At 59.9% G+C, this 18,184-nt stretch carries 15 protein-coding genes and 2 riboswitches; of the genes, 9 read left to right on the plus strand and 6 right to left on the minus strand.

Going from position 1 to position 18,184, the window contains the following annotated elements; translation table 11 throughout:
* Window positions 1-165: 165 nt before the first annotated feature.
* Window positions 166-432, minus strand: coding sequence for a helix-turn-helix domain-containing protein (locus BN1130_RS04845; RefSeq protein ID WP_042040657.1), 267 nt, complete (start codon window positions 430-432; stop codon window positions 166-168).
* A gap of 256 nt (window positions 433-688) precedes the next feature.
* Here BN1130_RS04845 and BN1130_RS04850 point away from each other — a divergent pair, with 256 nt between their 5' ends.
* The 4 genes from BN1130_RS04850 (at window position 689) to BN1130_RS04865 (ending at window position 5,399) form a co-directional block, all read left to right on the plus strand.
* On the plus strand, window positions 689-1,285 hold the full coding sequence (locus BN1130_RS04850) for a hypothetical protein (protein ID WP_042040658.1): 597 nt from the start codon (window positions 689-691) through the stop codon (window positions 1,283-1,285).
* Between the two features lie 293 nt (window positions 1,286-1,578).
* On the plus strand, window positions 1,579-2,607 hold the full coding sequence (ompA, locus tag BN1130_RS04855) for a porin OmpA (RefSeq protein WP_042040659.1): 1,029 nt from the start codon (window positions 1,579-1,581) through the stop codon (window positions 2,605-2,607).
* 397 nt (window positions 2,608-3,004) lie between these two features.
* Complete coding sequence (ompA, locus tag BN1130_RS04860) at window positions 3,005-4,030, plus strand: porin OmpA (protein ID WP_042040660.1); 1,026 nt, start codon at window positions 3,005-3,007, stop codon at window positions 4,028-4,030.
* Between the two features lie 286 nt (window positions 4,031-4,316).
* Window positions 4,317-5,399 carry an OmpA family protein gene (locus tag BN1130_RS04865; RefSeq protein ID WP_042040662.1) on the plus strand — a complete coding sequence of 361 codons (1,083 nt, stop codon included), beginning with the start codon at window positions 4,317-4,319 and terminating at the stop codon, window positions 5,397-5,399.
* Window positions 5,400-5,470: 71 nt separating this feature from the next.
* Here BN1130_RS04865 and BN1130_RS04870 read toward each other — a convergent pair whose 3' ends face one another.
* Together BN1130_RS04870 and BN1130_RS04875 are read right to left on the minus strand one after the other, a co-directional pair.
* Window positions 5,471-7,165 (minus strand): NAD-dependent malic enzyme, encoded by a 1,695-nt coding sequence (locus BN1130_RS04870; RefSeq protein WP_042040664.1) that lies wholly within the window; start codon window positions 7,163-7,165, stop codon window positions 5,471-5,473.
* A gap of 64 nt (window positions 7,166-7,229) precedes the next feature.
* Complete coding sequence (locus BN1130_RS04875; RefSeq protein WP_042040993.1) at window positions 7,230-8,048, minus strand: AraC family transcriptional regulator; 819 nt, start codon at window positions 8,046-8,048, stop codon at window positions 7,230-7,232.
* Window positions 8,049-8,227: 179 nt separating this feature from the next.
* Between BN1130_RS04875 and BN1130_RS04880 the strand changes: the two genes are divergently transcribed.
* Window positions 8,228-9,607: an MATE family efflux transporter gene (locus BN1130_RS04880; RefSeq protein ID WP_042040665.1), complete on the plus strand. Its 1,380-nt coding sequence runs from the start codon at window positions 8,228-8,230 to the stop codon at window positions 9,605-9,607.
* A gap of 124 nt (window positions 9,608-9,731) precedes the next feature.
* The gene (locus tag BN1130_RS04885) at window positions 9,732-9,980 is read left to right on the plus strand and encodes a DUF2498 family protein (RefSeq protein ID WP_042040666.1); all 249 of its coding nucleotides are present in this window, start codon (window positions 9,732-9,734) and stop codon (window positions 9,978-9,980) included.
* A 63-nt stretch (window positions 9,981-10,043) separates the two neighbouring features.
* Here the strand turns inward: BN1130_RS04885 and BN1130_RS04890 are convergent, their stop codons facing one another.
* Entirely contained in the window at window positions 10,044-11,162 is a 1,119-nt protein-coding gene (locus BN1130_RS04890) for a GGDEF domain-containing protein (protein ID WP_042040668.1), read from the minus strand.
* Window positions 11,163-11,410: 248 nt separating this feature from the next.
* Here BN1130_RS04890 and BN1130_RS04895 point away from each other — a divergent pair, with 248 nt between their 5' ends.
* Window positions 11,411-12,802 (plus strand): nucleobase:cation symporter-2 family protein, encoded by a 1,392-nt coding sequence (locus BN1130_RS04895; protein WP_042040669.1) that lies wholly within the window; start codon window positions 11,411-11,413, stop codon window positions 12,800-12,802.
* A 99-nt stretch (window positions 12,803-12,901) separates the two neighbouring features.
* Window positions 12,902-13,603, plus strand: a complete 702-nt coding sequence (locus BN1130_RS04900; RefSeq protein WP_042040670.1) for a lipoyl protein ligase domain-containing protein — start codon at window positions 12,902-12,904, stop codon at window positions 13,601-13,603.
* A gap of 80 nt (window positions 13,604-13,683) precedes the next feature.
* Here BN1130_RS04900 and BN1130_RS04905 read toward each other — a convergent pair whose 3' ends face one another.
* Window positions 13,684-15,060, minus strand: coding sequence for an alanine/glycine:cation symporter family protein (locus BN1130_RS04905; protein ID WP_042040671.1), 1,377 nt, complete (start codon window positions 15,058-15,060; stop codon window positions 13,684-13,686).
* A 249-nt stretch (window positions 15,061-15,309) separates the two neighbouring features.
* Window positions 15,310-15,425, minus strand: a riboswitch (glycine riboswitch).
* 5 nt (window positions 15,426-15,430) lie between these two features.
* Window positions 15,431-15,510, minus strand: a riboswitch (glycine riboswitch).
* A 419-nt stretch (window positions 15,511-15,929) separates the two neighbouring features.
* Here BN1130_RS04905 and BN1130_RS04910 point away from each other — a divergent pair.
* Window positions 15,930-17,081: a type III PLP-dependent enzyme gene (locus BN1130_RS04910; RefSeq protein WP_042040672.1), complete on the plus strand. Its 1,152-nt coding sequence runs from the start codon at window positions 15,930-15,932 to the stop codon at window positions 17,079-17,081.
* 78 nt (window positions 17,082-17,159) lie between these two features.
* Here BN1130_RS04910 and BN1130_RS04915 read toward each other — a convergent pair whose 3' ends face one another.
* The gene (locus tag BN1130_RS04915) at window positions 17,160-18,125 is read right to left on the minus strand and encodes a calcium/sodium antiporter (RefSeq protein WP_042040673.1); all 966 of its coding nucleotides are present in this window, start codon (window positions 18,123-18,125) and stop codon (window positions 17,160-17,162) included.
* Between the last annotated feature and the right edge of the window lie 59 nt (window positions 18,126-18,184).

Here is an 18,184-nt window from a genome sequence, read left to right on the forward strand (position 1 = left end):
TGATGTTGCGTTACTGGAATTCTAGGGGGAAATCAGGGGATGGCGATCCTGCGACAAACTGCGCGAATGGGGCGACAAGGAGTGAGAAGTTGCAGCGTGCTGGCGGGGAAAAAAGATAAAAAAATGCCGCCCTTGGGCGGCACTTTCATGGGCGCAATCTCAGGCTCAGCCTTTGGCGAGATCGTCCGGACCTATCTGACCAATCTCGGCGACTTTCTTGTCGGCGAGCAGCCAGAGAGTGAACTTGTGCAGTTCCGGGTGATGGGCCAGGGCAACCAGGAAGGCGCCACCGACTTCACGGTAGCCGAGTTCGTAGTTTTTCAGGGTGGTGGGGGGAACACCCAGCAGATCGGCAAACTTGGGACGGCTCAGGCCGACGGCTTCGCGGATCTGGCGGATCTTCTTGCCAACAGTGTCAATGTTTGAATTCATAATGGTTCCATACTCCGTATGGCGGATTGACTCCGCCTTATTTTTCGCGACGACTCGTAGTCAAGTGTATCAGTTTTGAACGGACTCGTTATGGTCGAGCCTCTATCTTGTAAACGCCTTTTGGCGACAACCCTTAAAAACCTCGGGGATGGTAATCGCTCAATCGCTCAAGGTAAACAGTCTCGAAGAGAAACCTTTATGGAGGCCCGTTGAATCCTCCGTATAATCGATTGACCATCTATAACGAGTAACAAAAATGGCGTTTCCTGGAATAATATCCCGTCTGCATCCGAGCCCCGTCCCGCAGGATCTCGCCCTGCAACTGCAACAAGGCCAGCATTATCGAGCGGAAGCCTTCTTGTTACCTGAAGCCATGATGGCGCTGGCCACCGAGATACTCCCGGCCCTGCCTGAGCGCATCAGCCTCTATCTGGCCCAGGAGCAAGCCGGGTTGGCACTGCGTGGCCATGACGGCGCCTTGCAAGATGATGGCACTCTCACCCTCCATAATGGACAGCATATTCAACTGGCTCAGGAGCCCGGGCAAGGCCAGCTGGTCCCCGAATCGGGTCTGCGGGAGATGGGCCTCTGGCTCGAAGCCGGTCATCGCCACTTCATCTGCCCCGCCGCCGTGCAACCTGTCGCGCGCGCCATCCTCAATATCTGGCCTCTCGATCCCTATCTGGCCAAACATTTTTTACTCAGTTTCACTCCCCTGCTCGATTCGGCTACCGAACAAGATTTGCTCGCCGTGCTGGCGGCACGCCAGGACATCGCCACCCCGCAACCAGACTGGGTTGAGGTCTATATGAAGCTTGAAAAGCGGTTGCATAGGACCTACTTAGACCACTGAACAACAATGCTGAACCCCAGCTTGCGGCAGCGACACAAATTGGCTCAGGTCTCTTTTGTGAACTTGATCATGGTTTGAAATGGGAATACAGTGCGCATCGTCATCGGATTGACACCCTTTTTTGGTGGGTGAAAAGTGTGCAAACACAGACCCCCTCTTCATGGATGAGAGAGATCCCGCTTAACACGGGATCCCTGTCAGACTCCTTGCCATCGTTGGCAGAGCCTGCAGCTTACATAAATCAAAAAGTGCGAAGCACGTGATCAACGTGCCATCTCAACGAGGATATATTTATGATGAAAATGGCCCCTTCCCTGATTGCCATCGCCATGGCTACTCTGGGTGCTACTGCTGCTAACGCCGCCGACGATATCTACTTCGGTGCCGGTGTTGGTGCTGCTCACTTCAACGGTCTGAACAACGTCAACGGTGTTGACGATGGCACCGAAGATGCAGCCGCTGCTAACGCTTTCGTTGGTTACAACTTCACCGAGAACTTCGGTACCGAACTGGGCTACCAGTACGCTGGCCGTGGTAACACCGAAGGCTCCCGTTACGAGAACCAGGGTGCCACCCTGTCTGGTATCGCTCGTCTGCCGGTTGCCAAGGACCTGTCCATCTTCGCTGAAGGCGGCGCCTACTGGGCTCACACCGACGGTCTGGAAACTGGCGATACTCGCGTTTCCCCGCTGGCTGGCCTGGGTCTGACCTACAAGCTGAACGACGCTCTGGATCTGCAGGCTCGTTATCGCTACATGTGGAATGTCTCTGACCTGTCCACTGCTGCCTACAACACCTCTGATGACAACTACAAGTCCAACCAGAGCGTTGCGACTATGGAAGTGGTTTACCACCCGTTCCGTACTTCCTACGTTGAGCCGGTTGCCGCTCCTGTTGTTGAAGAAGCGCCTGCTCCGGTCGTCGTTGAGAAGAACTTCACCATGAGCTCCGACGTGCTGTTTGCCTTCGGCAAATCCACTCTGAAGCCTGAAGGTGTTGATGCACTGAACGGTCTGTACCAGCAAATCATCGACGCTCAGCCGAAAGACGGTAGCGCCGTAGTTGTTGGTTACTCCGACCGCATCGGTTCCGACGCTTTCAACCAGAAGCTGTCCGAAGCTCGTGCCCGTACCGTAGCTGACTTCCTGGTCGGTAAAGGCATGGCCGCTGGTAAAGTGTCCATCGAAGGTCAAGGCGAAGCCAACCCGGTCACTGGCAACCAGTGTGACGGTATCAAAGCTAAAGCTGACCTGATCACTTGCCTGGCCCCGGACCGTCGTGTTGAAGTCCGCGTTGCTGGCGTGCAAGAAGTTCAGCAGTAATCTCTCCGAGATTCTGACTGCAAGAAGGGGATGCATCGCATCCCCTTTCGTTTATCTGGCACCCTGACGACAACCCCTGTCCGGCCCCTCCCCCGCATTTATCTCCTCAGCCAGCCTGGCCCTCTCAAAATGCTGCATATTCGTTCAGTAACTTGATCAACGTGAGCCAAAAGAATACAGTTATCACGCTTGTAAGGTATTGGATGAATTATTAAAAGCGCCTCTACCGGTTAGTTGTCCACGGAAGCCGTTACGGCCGTGAGTAGCCAAGAGTCCTTCATATTCATTCATACTGCCCGTGCTACAGCACGGAGATATGCCATCCGGGTTCCCGGATGCGTTGCATATGACTAAGAGTGCTCGCCCATGACGCGGCAAACTCAACGAGGATATAACGATGAAAATGAAAGTGGCACCGACCCTGATTGCCCTGGCCCTTGCGGCCGCAGGCAGCACCGCAGCCCAGGCTGCTGATAACGACTGGTACACCGGTATCGCCGCCGGCTGGGCCTACACCCACGACCTGGAAGATTTTGGCAAGAATGCCGATGTGGACAAGGACGCCACCGCACTGAGTCTGTTTGGTGGTTATAACTTCACCGAAAACTTCGGTGCCGAAGCTGGCTACCTCTATGCCGGTAAAGCGGGCATCAATGGCGTGGATTTCTCCACTCAGGGCGCAACCCTGTCCGGGATCGGCCGCCTGCCTTTGGGCGACATCTTCTCCGTATTCGCTGAAGGTGGTGCCTACGTGTTCCACGCCAAAGGCAACAACGACGGCGACAACGGCATAGCCCCGCTGGCGGGTGTTGGCCTGACGGCCAAGCTGTCTGATCTGATCGACGTGCAAGCTCGCTACCGCTACATGTGGGACGTGGGTGACGAGAACAAGACTGGCAACAACATGATCTGGGAGACCGACATGAGTGTGGCCACGCTGGAACTGGTTCTGCACCCGAATCGCACCTCCTATGTGGCCCCGGTCGCCGCGCCAGTGGTGGCTGAGCCCGAGCCGGTCATCGTCGAGAAGAACTTCGCCATGAGCTCTGACGTGCTGTTTGCCTTCGGCAAATCCAGCCTCAAGCCGGAAGGGGTTGATGCCCTGAACGGTCTGTATCAGCAGATCGTCGACGTTCAGCCGAAAGATGGCAGCGCCGTGGTCGTCGGTTACACCGACCGTATCGGTTCCGACGCCTATAACCAGAAGCTGTCAGAAGCCCGTGCCCGCACCGTGGCCGACTTCCTGGTTGGCAAGGGTCTCCCCGCTGGCAAGGTTGCCATCGAAGGGCAAGGCGAAGCCAACCCAGTGACTGGCAATCAGTGCGACGGCATCCACGCCAAGGCTCAGCTGATCGCCTGCCTGGCACCGGATCGCCGCGTCGAAGTGCGTGTGACCGGCGTACAGGAAGTGCAGCAGCAGTAATGATGATGATAATGATGACAGTGTGAAGCCTTTCTAGCAGGCTAAATACCGTTGATAAAAAGAGGAGGCCATGGCCTCCTCTTTTCGTTTATATTTAGCATTCAATTGAAACCATTCATGCCGTATATGACCCAACCGCACTTTAGGGTTTGCCGCCGCCGCTTTCTTGGGATCCCGCTCACAGCCCAGACACTCTAAGTCTGTGTTCAGCCAAGCAAAATCATGGACGATGGCTATAACTAGATGGTGCGTAACAACTCTTGCACAACAAAAAAGAGGATAAGCGATGAAACCAAGCCTGTTATCTGCACTGATTGCCGTGGCATTCGCATCAGCTGCAAGCCTTCCAGCTCAGGCCAATGACTGGTATCTCGGTGGCGGTGGCGGTGTCGCCATTGGTCATGATCTGGACGATCTTGGCGATGACGTCGACAAAAATGACACCGCCTGGAGCCTGTTCGCCGGCTACAACTTTACCGAAAACTTTGGCGCCGAGCTGGGTTACCTCAACACGGGTGACTGGAGCGTCGATGATGAACAGTTCAGCAGCCAGGGCGCGACCCTGTCAGCCATAGGTCGCCTGCCCCTTGGGGATATCTTCTCTCTCTTTGCCGAGGGGGGGGCCTATATCTATCAGGTTGATACCATCAATGGCTCGGACAATGACTATGCCCCTCTGCTGGGACTGGGCATGGGGGCTCAGTTGACCGACTGGCTCGACCTTCAGGCCCGCTACCGCTATATGTTCCGGATCGGCGATGACCCCGACAATGGCAAGCTGGGCAGCGGCACGGATCGCTGGGTCACCGACGTGAGCGTCGCGACTCTGGAGCTGGTATTTCATCCGAATCGCCATACCTATGTGGCGCCGGTAGCCGCCCCCATGGTCGCCGCCGTCGCCCCCGTCATGGTCGACAAGAGCTTCTCCCTGAGCTCCGATGTCTTGTTCGAGTTCAACAAGTCAGCCCTCAGGGCCGAAGGCAGCAGTGCACTGGAAGATCTTTACCAGCAGATAGTGGCGGTCAATCCCAAGGATGGTCAGGTAACCGTCATGGGCTACACGGATAGGCTCGGTTCCGATGGCTACAACCAGTCCCTGTCCGAAGCCCGTGCCCAGACGGTGGCCGATACCCTGATAGGGCTGGGTCTACCCGCGGACAAGGTCTCCATTCAGGGTCTGGGTGAGAGCAATCCGGTGACCGGCAGCCAGTGTGATGGCATCAGTCCCAAGTCTGAACTGATCAACTGCCTGGCACCGGATCGCCGGGTAGAGGTCAAGGTCACTGGCACTCAGACCGAGCAAACGCCCCAGCCCGTGGACGCTCAGCCCGCCACTGAGCCCATGGATAGCGAGCCCGCCAAGGCCTGACAACCCCCACCTCCGTTGTGCAAATAAAGAAGGGATGCCGCGGCATCCCTTCTTTATTTCAGCCTCTTTCGTTAGAAGGAGGTCCGGCGATAACGTCGATAAAGAGGGCGCCAGAAGTTAGCCTCGATGGCCTTGTCGATCACCTCGTCCGGGGTCTGCACCGCCTTGCCTTGCAGCATGGCGGTCTTGGCGACCATCTTGGCGATGTAACGGGACACCTCGTGGATATCTGCCAGATCCGGCAACAGTGAGCCATCCTCGCCTTTTACCATGGGAGAGCACTCCGCCAGGGCACGGCTGGCCGACATCAGCATGGCATCCGTCACCCGCTTGGCTCCCGACGCAATCACCCCAAGGCCTATCCCCGGGAAGATGAAGGAGTTGTTGCACTGGGCGATGACATAACGCTTGCCCTTGTACTCGACCGGAGCAAAGGGGCTGCCGGTGGCCACCAGCGCCTGGCCGTCGGTCCAGCGAATGAGATCCGCCGGAGTCGCTTCCACCCGGGAGGTGGGGTTGGAGAGCGGGAAGATGATGGGGCGAGCACAATGTTTGTGCATGGTCTTGACCACCTCTTCGGTGAAGAGGCCGGGCTGGCCAGAGACCCCGATCAGGATATCCGGGCGACCGTGCTCCATCACCTCCAGCAAGGAGATGTTGTCTCCCACCGGCCACTCTTTGATCTGCTCTACCGGCTGGGAGAGGCGACGCTGGAAGTCGAGCTGGTTGGGGATCTTGTCGGTGATGAGGCCGAATCTGTCCACCATGAATACCCGGCCACGGGCCTGCGCATCGCTCAGGCCTTCGGCCTTCATCTGCGCCACTATCTGCTCGGCGATGCCGCACCCGGCACTGCCGGCACCGAGGAAGGCGACCCGCTTCTCGGAGAGCTTGGCCCCCGAGGCCTTGCAGGCGGCGATCAGGCTGCCCAGGGTCACGGCAGCCGTGCCTTGGATATCATCGTTGAAGCAGCACAGCTCATCCTTGTAACGGTTGAGCAGCGGCATGGCATTGCTCTGGGCAAAGTCTTCGAACTGGAGCAGGATGTCGGGCCAGCGGCGTTTGACCGCCTGAATGAAGGCGTCGACGAAGTCGTAATACTCCTCCCCCGAGATGCGCGGATGACGCCAGCCCATGTAGAAGGGATCGTTGAGCAGTTGCTGGTTGTTGGTACCCACATCCAGCACCACCGGCAGGGTATAGGCCGGGGAGATGCCGCCACAGGCGGTATAGAGAGAGAGCTTGCCGATGGGGATCCCCATACCGCCTATGCCCTGATCCCCCAGACCCAGGATGCGCTCGCCATCGGTCACGACGATGACCTTGACGTTCTGCTTGGTGGCGTTTTGCAGCATGTCATCGATCCTGTCCTTGTCGGAGTAGGAGATGAAGAGGCCACGGGCGCGGCGATAAATGTTGGAGAACTCTTCACATGCCTTGCCCACGGTCGGGGTATAAATGATCGGCATGATCTCGGTCAGGTGATCCCGAATGAGACGGTAGAACAAGGTCTCGTTGGTATCCTGGATATTGCGCAGGTAGATATGCTTGTCCATGTCGTTGCCAAAGGCCATGAACTGGCGATAGGCACGTTCCACCTGCTCCTCGATGGTTTCGATGTTCTGGGGCAGCAGACCTTCCAGGTTGAAGTTGCTGCGCTCTTCACTGGTGAAGGCGCTGCCCTTGTTAAGCAGTGGCGTCTCTAATAGAGCGGGGCCGGCGTAGGGAATGTAGAGAGGACGTTTCTGATTATTATCTTCAAACATGGTTGGGTACCTTGACGATGTGGCCTCTGGATCCTATGGGCTTAGGCCAACAATTTCAAAGGATTTAGCCATCGGTGTGCGTCTGGGCAACCCCGGTCGCCACGGGTCTGCGACCGAGCCGGCGAAACTCACCGGGGGTCTGACCAGTCGCACGGCGAAAACGGTTCGCAAAGTTGGCGCCATCGCTGTAACCGACCCGACCGGCCAGCTCGCCGAGCGGCCAATCGGTATAGAGCAGCAACTGGCGCGCTTTCTCCATGCGCAGCCCCGTCAGCCAGGTCATGGGGCCCATACCAAACGCCTGCTGGCAGAGCCGATGCAAGTGCGGCGCCGAGCAGGCCATCAGACTGGCCAGTCGGGGGACTGTCCAGGGCTCATCGAGCCGCCCCTCCACCAGACGCTGCAAACCTTGCAACCGGTCAAGGGGCGTGCCCCTCGCCTCGCCGCGCAACACCCGGGCCAGCAGCGTCAGCAGCAAAGAGAGCAGTTGGGGCTGCAAGGCAGAACGGCTGCCCTCTGTGTGCATCAGCTGCAATAGATGATGCAGCGACTCCTCCTCGCGACTGACCCAGCAACGATGGCCAAGCCGGTGCAGATGCTGCCAGCGCGGCACGTCATCGAGCAGGATCCAGCTGGTGTGCCAGTTTTCCCCCGCCAGCCGCAGACCACCTGGCAGGGCGGCCGGTAGAAAGACCAAGGCCCCGGCCGGGATGGGCGTCTCCCCCTGCCCGGTCAGCAACATGCCACCCTCGCTGTGGCTGAGCAGCAAGATATGAAAAGCGGGCCTGTTGCGCTGGATAAGGTAATGGTCGCGCAGCACCGACAGACCGGTCAGAAAGACCCCCGCCTCGCCGAGCAAGGGCAGTCCCTCCCGCCCCAGCATCCGCTCCTCGCAACTCTGCGCTATCTCCAGACACTCCCTCTCGAACACCCGGCCTCCTGTTAATCGGTAATAGATAGTTTTGAACAAGAAAGACGATAGCCATTCACAGCGGGTACATCTGGCCCCGCGCTTATGATATCGGCTATCAACCTCAAGTTTCCATGACCCGGTTAACAGCAATGAACTATTGGCAAGCGATTTTCAAACAAACCACCGACAAGGAGTTCATGGGTAAACTGTGGCGACTGGCCCTGCCAGTCTCCCTGCAATCCATGATGTTCTCCCTGCTGGGTCTCATCGACATCATGATGGTGAGCCAGCTGGGGGCGACTGAGGTTGCCGCCGTCGGCTTGGGAAACCGGGTCTTCTTCTTCAATCTGCTGGTGGTCGCCGGTCTTTCTGGCGGCGTCTCTGTGCTGGCGGCGCAATACTATGGCCGCAACGACCTGAGCGGAGTGCGCCGTGCCTTGGCCCTGGCTCTGCTCAGCGCCCTGCTGGTGAGCCTGCCCTTCGCCCTGCTCTATACCTTTGCCCCGGGCAGCGTGCTTGGCTTTGCCAGTCAGGATCCCGTGCTGCGCCCCCTGGCGGATCAATACCTGATGATCACCGGCGCCACCATTCTCTGCACCGCACTGGTGGTGCCGCTGGAGGCGGCGCTGCGCTCGGTGGGCAATGCCGCTGCCGCCACCCATATCGGCATCATCGCCATCCTTGCCAACGTGCTGCTCAACTACGCCCTCATCTTCGGCCACCTCGGCTTCGACGCCATGGGAGTCGAAGGCTCGGCCTGGGGAACCACGCTGTCGCGCCTGCTGCAAACGGCCCTGCTCATCGGCTATGTGATGCACAAGGAGGCTCGCCTGCTGCCACGCCGCCCCGACTGGTTGCTGGCCCTCTCGGGCAAAGAGGTGCGCCGCTTCGTGCTGATCGCCCTGCCACTGCTGCTGCACGATGGCCTCTGGGCCTTCGGCATGCTGCTCTATGGCTTCCTCTATGCCCACCTCGGTGTCGATTCCCTGGCCATCATGACCACCCTGGGTGCGCTGGAGGGGATCCTCATCTCCCTCTTCTTCGGACTGGCGGTGGCCTGTGCCACCCTGCTCGGCCACCGGCTCGGTGCCGAGGAGTATGAGGCCGCCTGGCAGCAATCCCAGCTGCTGCTGGTATTGGCGCCATTGGGGGCCTTGCTGGTCGGTCTCTTCGTCTGGTTCATGCAAGCCCCCCTGCTGCTCTGGATTGGCAATCTGCCCGCCGAGCTGCTGCCCCAGGCCGGTCAGGTGCTGGGCATTCTCTGCCTCGGCATGCTGCTCAAGGTGTTCAACATGGTGGGCATTGTCGGGGTGCTGCGATCCGGGGGCGACGTGAAGTACAGCATCGTCATCGACATCGTCGGCATGTGGTGCATCGGGCTGCCACTGGCCTGGCTGGCGGTCAGCTGGCTCGGCTGGCCTCTCTCCTGGGTGGTGGCCGTGGTGCTGCTCGAGGAGTTGAGCAAGGTGCTGATGGTCCATCGCCGGGTACAGCGCCGCCGCTGGCTGCGCAACCTGGTGGCGGCTTGAATCAGCGCCGGTGAGTGCACCTCTGTTTGCAGCAAATCAAAGTTCGACCAAGGCCCGGGGTGTATGCTGTGCTCATCTTGTTTGTGGGGGGCCTTGATGCCACCCCCGGGTTAGGAGAGAAACGATGCACACACAAAAAGAGACCCTGAGTCAGGAGGCCCTGCTCACCCTGGCCAACGAGCTTATCCGCAACCATGACGAGTTTATCCACGGCATGCACGCCGACGCCGTGACGCAGCGAGGGGATGTGCTGGTGTTCAAGGGGGAGTATTTCCTGAGCGACGACGGCACCCCGACCCCCAAGACGATGGCGGTGTTCAACATGTTCAAATACCTGGCCCACCAGCTATCGGGCAAATACCAGCTGGGTTGAGACGAACAACGGGATGCCAGGGGCATCCCGTTTTGCTGATGGCAAAGAGGCAGCCAGCCGCGCTCAAGCGACGCAGCGATCTTGCGAGCCCCGCTCCCCCACCACACAGTTGCGACCCGCCACCTTGGCCTGATAGAGCCGCTCGTCGGCCCGATTGAGCAGACTCTCTGCCGATTCGGCGGACTGCATCAGGGCCACTCCGATGCTGACGGTCACCTCGAGCAGCTCATCGCTGGTCGGGCTCTTGATGAGGCGCGCCTCGACCGCCAGGCGCAGCCGCTCGGCAACCCCCGATGCCTGCTCCCCACTGCCGCAATCGGGCAGCAGGACGGCAAACTCTTCCCCTCCATAACGCCCCAGCACCATGCCCGTCTCGAGCTGCTCGGCCAGGCAGGCCGCCACCTCCTTGAGCACGGCATCCCCCGCCAGATGGCCGTAGTGGTCATTGATGCGCTTGAAGCGATCGAGATCGAGCAGCAGCAGGGCGAAGGGGTTTTGCTGGTAAAGGAAGCGGGCTCGGGATTGCGCCAGGTGCTTCATCAACAGCCGCCGATTCATCATGCCGGTCAGCTCATCCCTGGTGGATTCGCGATAGAGCTGCAGCAGCATGTTGAGCTGGCCGCACTGCACCCAGGCACTCGCCAGGGCGAACAGGGTAAGCAGCCAGAGCTGATCCAGGGTGGCGGCGCTCCACAGGGGTTGGCCAAGCAGCAACCAGTTGCCCCCCAGCATGGCGACCATGATGCAGGCCGCCAGCTGCAGACTGAGCGAGAGAGGGACCGGAAAGATGGCGAACAGGCTGATCAACAGATAGGGGAAGGCCCAGTAGCCCGCCTGCAGCTCTTGCCCGGCGTCGAAGCTGGCCAGACAGAACAGCGAGAAGATCATCATCACCGTCATCAGATAGCCGAGCGCCAGCTTCATGCGCTCTCGGCGAAAGTGAATGAGATAGGAGAGCGGGATCAGGGGCGAGAGTGCCAACAGGCAGAAAGCACGCGCCTTGAGCAGCTGGCTGAACTGCTCCTGACTCAGGGTCAACCAGTCGACCAGCCCCCAGGCGGGAATGCCGATCATCAACAGACAGGTAAGCAGTCGCAGCCTGACCGTCATAAATCCCATGCGGGTCAGGGTGAAATCTTCCGAATGCGCGCGAGCACTCCAGAACTCCGACAGCTTCAACATCCAGCGTCTCCAGGTCGTGAAAGAGGGCTCATTCTACGCCTACATATGGCAAAAACCCATGACATCGACGGGTTTTACCGCTCACACCCCAGATGCAAACCGGCGGATCATAATGGTCACACGCAAACGTTTCAACCTCGCGACAAATAAACCCGTTTATGACCAATTGCCGCTGGATCTCGCTTTTTCAATCACTACAATAGCCGCCAAATTTCCTCCCCCTTCTCCCATCAAATTTCGAGGTATCTATGGAACAGGCTGCTCTCAAGAGCGCTCCCGACCAGCCACAGCGGCGCCCCCACCCGGATCTGGTCTACGGCATCAACGAGGTTCCTCCCCTGCCCCAGACCCTGTTCGCCGCCCTGCAGCATATGCTCGCCATGTTTGTCGCCATCATTACCCCGCCCCTCATCATCGCCAACGCCCTTGGCCTGCCCGCCGATGAGACCCGCTACATAGTGTCGATGTCCCTGGTCATGTCCGGCATCGCCTCCTTCATCCAGACTCGCCGCTTTGGCCCCATCGGCTCTGGTCTTCTGTCGGTGCAGGGCACCAGCTTCAACTTCCTCGGCCCCATCATCGCCTCCGGGCTGGCCCTCAAGCAGGCCGCCATGCCCACGGACGACCTGCTCGGCACCCTGTTTGGCACCATGCTGGTCGCCGCGTTGACCATGGTGGTGCTCAGCCGCTGCCTGCATCTGGTGAGCCGGGTCATCACCCCGCTGGTGACCGGCATAGTGGTGCTGCTCATCGGTCTGACCCTGATCAAGGTCGGCCTCATCAGCATGGGCGGTGGCTATGGCGCCCTGGCTGATGGCAGTTTTGCCAGCCACGGCAACCTCTTCCTCTCCCTGCTGGTGCTGGGATTGATTGTGCTGCTGCAACGCAGCCACAATCCCTGGCTGCGCCTCTCCGCCATCATGATTGCCATGCTGGTCGGCTATGGGGTCGCCCTGCTGATGGACAAGGTGCAGCCCCCCGTCTTCGAGGGACCACTGCTGATGATCCCGGCGCCACTGCGTTATGGGCTCGGCTTTGACTGGCAACTGTTCGTGCCGCTCGCCATCATCTTCGTGGTGACGGCGCTCGAAGCCATCGGTGACATGACGGCCACCTCGGATGTCTCGGGCGAACCGGTCAGCGGCCCGCTCTACATGAGCCGCATCAAGGGCGGTGTGCTGGCCGATGGTTTCAACTCCATGCTGGCGGCGCTCTTCTCCACCTTCCCCATGTCCACCTTCAGCCAGAACAATGGCGTCATCCAGTTGACCGGGGTGGCCAGCCGTCATGTGGGTCTCTTCATCGCCGCCATGCTGGCCCTGCTCGGGCTGTTCCCGGCGGTGGCCAGCCTGGTACAGCAGATCCCCGAACCCGTGCTTGGCGGCGCCACCATCGTCATGTTCGGCACCATAGCCGCGGCCGGGGTACGCATCATCTCCCGCGAGGAGCTGGACAGACGCGCCCTGATGATACTGGCTGTCTCCCTGGCCATGGGCTTGGGGGTCGCCCAGGTGCCCGAGGTGCTGCAACACCTGCCCGAGCTGGCCAAGAGCGTGCTCTCCTACGGCGTCGCCACCGGCGGCCTGACCGCCATCATGCTGAATCTGCTGCTGCCCAAGCGCGCCGCCGCGCAGGCCTGACTCTCTCGTCAACAAACAGGTAAAGCCCCGCGTTCGGGGCTTTACCTCCTCCCCCGTCGCGGGTACTGTGCTGGGCAGCCTCTGCTCAGGATGCCCTTGATGCCCTATACCCTGCTTCCCCCTCTGCCCACCAGCCACACCCCGGATCAGATCTTGGCCGAGGAGCAGCGTTGGCTGCGGGACTGTGCCCGTGACGGCCAACCCCGTGCCCATTTATGGCAGGCCCCCCAGTGCCTCATCGTCACCCGCAAAGATACCCGTCTGCCCCGCTATCAAGCCGCCTGCGAGCAACTTGCGAGGGAAGGCTGGCCCGTCCATGTGCGCGACAGCGGCGGCACCGCCGTGCCCCACGGTCCCGGCATCCTCAACCTCTCCTTGCTGCTGCCCCGCACCGCTGCGGATCTGGCCCACTACTACCGGCTGCTGGGGGCACCGCTGCTGGCCCTGCTGGGGGAGCATGGCCTGGAGGGGAGCTACGACTTCGTGCCCGGTTCGTTTTGCGACGGCCAGTACAATCTGGTGATCGAGGGCCGCAAGGTAACAGGCACTGCCCAGCGCTGGCTGGCACCGGGTCAGGATCACGGCGGCGCCGTGCTGGCTCAGGCCATGCTATTGGTGGCGGGGGATGTGAATGAGGGCACCCGGATGGCGAGCCGCTTCTATGAACTGGCAGGCGGGGAGCTGCGTTTTCTGCCCGATACCTCCACCACCCTGGCGCACTGCATCGGTTGGCGAGGTAGCGAGGAGCAACTGGTGGCGCAGGTGCGACGGCGTTTGCAGGCGCGGCTGACCGGTAACTGACGTGCCGGCGCCCAAAGCCTGCCTGATACGAAAAAGCCACGACCCGGGTCGTGGCTTTTCTGTTTTCAGCGCCGCGGGTATCAGGCGGTCTGCGGCTCTGGCTCGGCTTCGCTATCGCTGCCCCGCTTGAAATAAGCGCGGGTCTCGGCGATCACCACATGGCGCAGGCCGATGAGACCGATGAGGTTGGGTACCGCCATCAGGCCATTGACGATGTCGGCCAACAGCCAAATCATGTCGAGATGGAGGAAGGCACCGCCCGCCACCAGCCCCAGATAGATGAAGCGGTAGGGCTTGATAGCCCGAGTCCCGAACAGGTAGTGAGTGCAGCGCTCACCGTAGTAGTTCCAGCCGAGGATGGTGGTGAAGGCGAAGAAGAGCAGGCCTATGCTCACCAGATATTGGCCCAGGTGCGCATCCAGCCCCTGGGCAAAGGCGGCGCTGGTCATGGCTGCGCCGCTGAGATCGCCGCTCCAGACCCCGGTGACCACCAACGTCAGGCCCGTCATGGTGCAGATGATGAGGGTGTCGATGAAGGTGCCGGTCATGGAGACCAGTCCCTGCTCCACGCATGAATCCGTCTTGGCCGCCGCCGCCGCGATGGGGGCTGAGCCTAAACCCGATTCGTTGGAGAAGACCCCCCGCGCCACCCCGGACTGGATCGCCAGCATGATGCTGGCACCGACGAAGCCACCGGTCGCGGCATGGCCGCTGAAGGCGCTCCCGACCACCAGCGCGATCGCATCGGGCAAGGCGCCAGCACTGTTCACCAGCACCCCGAGACAGGCGGCAATATAGAAGAGCGCCATGAAGGGCACCACCTTGCTGGCCACGCTGGAGATGGACTTGATCCCCCCCAGGGTCACCAGGGCGACCAGCAGCGTCAGCACCACGGCGGTCGCTTCGCGGGGCACCGAGAAGGAGAGGCTCATGGCGTCGGAGATGGCATTGACCTGCGGGAAGGTACCGATGCCAAAGAAGGCGACGCCTATGCCAAACAGGGCGAACAGTTTGGCCAGCCAGCGACTGCCGAGCCCCTTCTCCAGATAGTACATGGGGCCGCCCGCCATCTGGCCGTTACTGTCCAGCTGTCGATATTTGACCGCCAGCAGACACTCGGCGTACTTGGTCGCCATGCCAAACAGGGCCGCCATCCACATCCAGAACAGGGCGCCTGGGCCCCCTAGCTTGATGGCGGTCGCGACGCCGACGATGTTGCCCGTGCCTATGGTGGCCGAGAGCGCGGTGCACAGCGCCCCGAAACTGGAGACATCCCCCTGCTTGCCTTGGCCCTGATCGCGACCAAACACCAATTTGAGGGCGAAGGGCAACCGCACCAGCTGCAGCAGACCCAGGCGAAGAGTGAGGTAAACACCGGTCCCGACCAGCAGGATCAGCAGGGGAGGTCCCCAGACAAGATTATCGATGGCCGTCAGGGCCGATTGAATTGATGACATGCATCCTCCTTAAAAAACAACAATTAAGGAGGAGAAGGATGATCTTCCCATAGGTGTCGCGATCGCCAGAGGTGATCGGATGCGGGCCAAGAACGAGTTCACACTCTTACTGCGAGGCCGTGATCAAGGCTCATGCGCTGCTCGGAATCCTCACGTATGTCTATACGCTCCGGTTCCTGCGCTGCTCTTTACCTTGCTGACGACCTCTCGTTACAGATCGTGAACAGTTCCAAGCTCAGGTACAACCATCCCATCCCCTCTGTCCTTTTGCCTGAGAGTTTCCGGCGCCAGCCAGCCCTTGCGGGTCGTCATGGTACCTTGCTCCTTCGGCGCCCGATTAAACGGGTCTCTCCAGAGTATCGTCCAGTAGCAGTCCACACCGGTTGCCCGGTACCTGAAAGATTTACTTCTTCGGTGGATGGTCCCCCATCGCTCTCCTGCTACCTTCATCCGAACTAGTTTTGGATTAGGACGGGCATATTAGTCCAAAATAATGTGATCTGTCTCCCAACAATCCCCGTTTTTCTTCCTGAGTCCCCGGCGCCACCTGAAAGTAAATAGATTGTTAACTATCAATTGGTTAGCCCGCCACTGGCCAGGAGGCTCTTCTTGCATCCGGATACGCCTTTTTGCACTGGATATCAATTTCCCCTTTCGTCTCGACCAGAAAATCTTGCCAACATAGTCAATCAAAAAGCTTGCATGACAAATCAATAAACCGATAATTGCGCGCATATCCAAGCAGTAACCATGAAAGTTATGCAGCTTGCTGGATAGGTCCCTTCCGGACCGCTCGCCTGAGCCGGCCGTTGCCGTCTCAACAAACCAAGGCTAGGGCAACTCCGCCCCCTAAGGATGATCAAAAGACAATGAAAGAGACCCTTGTGGCACAAGATTACCGTCAGCTGGTTGAACATTTTGGCTCTCCCCTGTTGCTGCTCGACAAGGCTGCCGTGCGCCGCCAATATCGGGCTCTGTCTGCCGCCCTGCCCGAGGTGCGCCTGCACTATGCGCTCAAGCCCCTGCCCCATGAGGCGGTGGTCGCTGTGCTCAAGGAAGAGGGAGCCTGCTTCGATCTGGCCACCAATGGCGAAGTGGATCTGGTGCGCTCGCAAGGGGTGCGGCCGGGTCGCTGCATCCATACCCATCCCATCAAGCGCGACAGTGACATTCGCTATGCGCTGGAATATGGCTGCACCGTCTTTGTCTATGACAACCCCCTGGAGCTGGACAAGTTCCTGCCCTACAAGGATGAAGTGACACTGCTGCTGCGCGTCAGCTTCCCCAATCCCAACACCAAGGTCGATCTCTCCAAGAAATTTGGCTGTACCCCGGAGCAGGCGCTGCCCCTGCTGCAACTGGCCCAGGCCAAAGGGCTCAAGGTGAGGGGGCTCTCCTTCCATGTCGGCTCCCAGGTGCCCAACAGCGAGCGCCATGTCCAGGCTATCGACGCCTGCCGCGAGATCATGGAACAGGCCTGGGATCTGGGGCTCAAGCCCTGGGTACTCGACATCGGTGGCGGCTTCCCGGTCGACTATGAAGGGGGCGAGTTCGATATCGATGGCTTCTGTGCCCCGATCCGCGCCGCGCTCGCCAAGCTGCCCGCCACGGTGCAGAAAATTGCCGAACCGGGCCGTTTCATCAGCGCCCCTGCCATGACCTCGGTATCCAGCGTGATGGGCAAGGCCCACCGTGGCGACAAGATCTGGTACTACCTGGATGACGGCCTCTATGGCAGCTACAACGGTCAGCTCTATGACCACGTCACCTACCCGGTCAGTACCCCCTATGCCGGTGGCGAGTTGCACAATGCCGTACTCTCCGGCCCGACCTGCGACAGCGTGGATGTGATCCGTGACGGCATCATGCTGCCGGATCTGGAGATTGGTGAGCTGGTGATAGGGAAAGTGATGGGGGCCTATACCTGGGCCTCGGCCTCGACCTTCAACTTCTTCCCCAAGGCCAATATCCTGATCCTCGATAGCAGCCAGCAGAGCCAGAAGCTGGTCGCCGTCGCCTGAAGGGCATGACCATGACGCCGACATAGAGAGGGGGAGCCATTGGCTCCCCCTCTTGTTTGCATTGTCACGCCAGCGTCATCAGAACTGGCTGGTCAGCAGCCAACCGGTATAACCGAAGAAGATGCAGAGCAAGATCCCCCCTTCCACCCGGTTGATGCGGCCCTGGCCCTTGCGGCCCAGACACATCACCAGCAGCAGCAGGGTCAGCCCCATCATCAGGCTCCAGTCACGGGTCAACACGGCCGGATCCACGTCCAGGGGCGCTATGCCAGCGGCGATCCCCACCACGGCCAAGGTGTTGAACAGGTTGGAACCCAGCACGTTGCCGAGGGCCAAGTCATGCTCCTTCTTCTTGATGGCCATCAAGGAGGAAGCCAGCTCGGGCAGGGAGGTGCCGATGGCCACTATGGTCAGGCCGATGACGAGATCGCTGATGCCAAAGGCCTGGGCGATGGTGACGGCGCCCCACACCAGCAGGCGGGAAGCGCCGACCAGCAGAACCAGACCCACGATCAGCCAGAAGATGGCTTTCTTGAGGGGCATGGCCTCGCTGTCTATCTCCACATTGACATCGGCGTCCAGGGCATCGCCCTTGCTCTTGATCCCGGTCCAGATGGACCAGCCCAGCAACACGACAAAGACCACGCCAAGAATGAGCGCATCGCCACGGCCGAGATGGCCGTCAAACAGCAGGGCGCCAGTCAGCAGGGTGATGCCAAGCAGGATGGGTATCTCCTTGCGCACCACCTGGGAGGAGACGGCGATGGGGCTGATAAGCGCGGTCAGACCCAGGATCAAAGCGATGTTGGTAATGTTGGAGCCATAGGCATTACCCAGCGCCAGCGCCGGGTTGCCCTGCATGGATGCCAGGGCCGAGACCACCATCTCGGGAGCCGAGGTACCAAAACCGATGATAACCATACCGATGAGCAGGGGTGGCATGCCCGCATAACGGGCGGTGGCGGCGGCACCATCGACAAATTTATCCGCACTCCAGACCAGCAGGGCCAGTCCGGCAATCAGGGCAACAAAAGCCAGGGTCATACGTATTCTTTCCAATCGAAGTTGAGCTTCAGGGCGCCATGACGGTCACGGCATAAACA

It is taken from the genome of Aeromonas rivuli (assembly GCF_000820045.1).
Taxonomy (GTDB): Bacteria; Pseudomonadota; Gammaproteobacteria; order Enterobacterales; family Aeromonadaceae; genus Aeromonas; species Aeromonas rivuli.